3 protein-coding genes are annotated in these 2,267 nt (G+C 59.1%); all 3 read right to left on the reverse strand.

The features are described from left to right. Window positions 1-1,023: 1,023 nt before the first annotated feature. Window positions 1,024-1,284, reverse strand: a complete 261-nt coding sequence (locus AB9K34_RS03865) for a hypothetical protein (RefSeq protein WP_369953117.1) — start codon at window positions 1,282-1,284, stop codon at window positions 1,024-1,026. Between the two features lie 164 nt (window positions 1,285-1,448). Further along, complete coding sequence (locus AB9K34_RS03870; RefSeq protein WP_369953118.1) at window positions 1,449-2,072, reverse strand: hypothetical protein; 624 nt, start codon at window positions 2,070-2,072, stop codon at window positions 1,449-1,451. Next, window positions 2,069-2,267 (reverse strand): HK97 family phage prohead protease (locus AB9K34_RS03875; protein WP_369953119.1); only part of this gene is annotated, 199 nt, incomplete at its 5' end. The genes AB9K34_RS03875 and AB9K34_RS03870, both read right to left, overlap by 4 nt.

Below are 2,267 nucleotides of genomic sequence, written 5' to 3' on the forward strand. Positions count from 1 at the left end.
GGGCGGCCAGGATGAAGCGTTCATGAAACGCCCACTCTTCGTCCGACATCAGGTCTCGTGCCAAGCTGGTCTCCATTGCAGATACCAGTTTGAATCACGTTCAGCCCGCCCTGTTAACACCTTTTGTCAACACGGCCTAAGCGGATGTCAGTTGTGCCAGATGTGAACAACGCGTGTGGTTTTGCTTTGAACTTGGTGAACCATCATCAGTTCTGCCTGACGTTATGTCGCCCTCTGCTATGTAGGTCTCCAAAATGATAAGGCTGGCCCTATTAACCACACTATTCGTTGCCCCGCCTGCGCTAGCGGATACTCCCTTCACGGTCAAAAACTGCCACGGTGACGGAATTTTCCCGCACACTAATTTGACGGCACTTGTCTGCGACATATCAAACCGCTCAGACTTTCCGATTGAGAGTATTCACTTTTCCATGACCGTCAGAGAAATTGGGCGATCAGTCCCATGGCTGGTTATTACATCGGAGGTGGCTAGTATACCCGGTGGAATTGAGCCGGACGAGACGATTTCATACCGCTTTCGCCCCCTCCCCATTGATCAACGAGCCAATCATGACGCGCTATCGTTTGTCGTCAAGCCGCTCAAGGCAACAGATCCAATCGGCAATACAATCAACAGGTTTGACCAAACTCCGCCTGACCCTAGGGTTCGGATAAATGACGCATTGGAGAAGGCTCTTAATCCCTGATAATCACCCCCACTTTTACTGGTGCGGTGACATGCCAGCATCTGAGCGAAACGGGGTATGGTCAACCTCACCGCGTTTGCCTTCGCGCGCACCTTGATTCGAGCGGGCCGGGACTCACTCGATCCCGGCCCTGGTCCTCTGACGCGGGGTCCGATGATTGCCCCCGGTAAACCATGCCGTGGCAATCAGCGCCGCGCCCTCGGTATAAGGGAGGCCGATGGGCCGCGCCGTGACGGGGTTTTGGGGTACTCGCCGTCTTATCCCGGTTGCTTTGGCGGATGAAAACAGAAGGACGCCAGGCGCAACTCGCCTTATCTCATTCGCTCCAATCCACCATATTCAGGGCCGGTGCCGGGTCTACGCCCGCCGCCTTTGCCGCTGCCAATGCGTCGATGATGGATTTCAGCGCCCGCGCCCTGCCGCCCGTGTCAAAGGCTTGCAGATTGCGCACAACGTCGATGGCGATAGGCTCGCCAAGTTTGCAGGTTGCTTCCTCGGCCATCGGCTGGATGGTCCAGGTTGTCAGATGCCGCTGCCCCTCGCGGATCGCGTTGCCCTGGGCCGAACGGGCCAGCATGGAAGGCAGACCCCATAGGCCAGCGCCACGCCGTCTTGTGCTGCCGCCAGAGCTTCCACATGGGTTGCCTTTTGCAGGTCAGGTGACAGTTGGTCAGGCTTTTGCCCGATCTGCGGATTCATGCCCGCTGCCGTGCTTTGCGCCACGCCCTCGATCACCAGGGTTTAACCGCGTCTGCCCCGGAATGCGGATCTCATTTGTTCCATGTCATCCGCCGATGAATCGGGCAGATGAACGATCTGACTGCCAAGCGGTGCATCCCGGAACACGTCGCGCAATGCAGTTTCAACCTCATGCAGCAATGATGCCGACAACCCAGAACGTGCAAGCGGTGCCTGCCCGGTCCAAGGGATCGCAGCATCAGAGCCAATGCGAAAGTGCAGAACCTCGCCCGCCAGTGCCGTTTTGGTGCGCCCGCCGCCTGCTTCGGATATGCTGACACGGTAAGCCCTGGGGATGCCGTTGCGGGTCGATACGTCCCAATCCACCGCCGGAACGATGCCGTCAGCAGTAATCAGCGCCACAACCTCGCCACGCAGGGCCAGAGAACGCGCACAGAGCGCCATCGTGCCCCGGTCCAGCATGTCGGTTCCGGTCACGTCAGACGCCGCCAGAGCGCTCTCCCAGAGGCTCACACCGCTTTGCACTGTGCTTGTCAGCTTTGCCAGGCCCGATTGCCCGGAGATCCAGCTTTCCCGTGCTGCCATGATTGCCGCCGTGTAGCCGGTGCCGCTCGAACGGGTTTCAACCGATCTACGCCGAAAAAGGTCCATAAAGCCCATGCTCAAGCCCTCCACCTGTTCAGGGTGCGGTGAAGGCCGGTGGTGGTGTTGTCACTCATACCCCATGCCCGCGCCTCGATCTGCGCCGCCGGATAGGCTGGCCTTGTGACTGCCGACAATTCGAACAGATCGGCCTTGTTGATGGTCCGCAGCATGGACGCGCCGCGCCGCTCGATGCGCTCGCCACCCTGGGGAACGCGA

The organism is Sedimentitalea sp. XS_ASV28 (assembly GCF_041224545.1).
GTDB lineage: Bacteria > Pseudomonadota > Alphaproteobacteria > Rhodobacterales > Rhodobacteraceae > Sedimentitalea.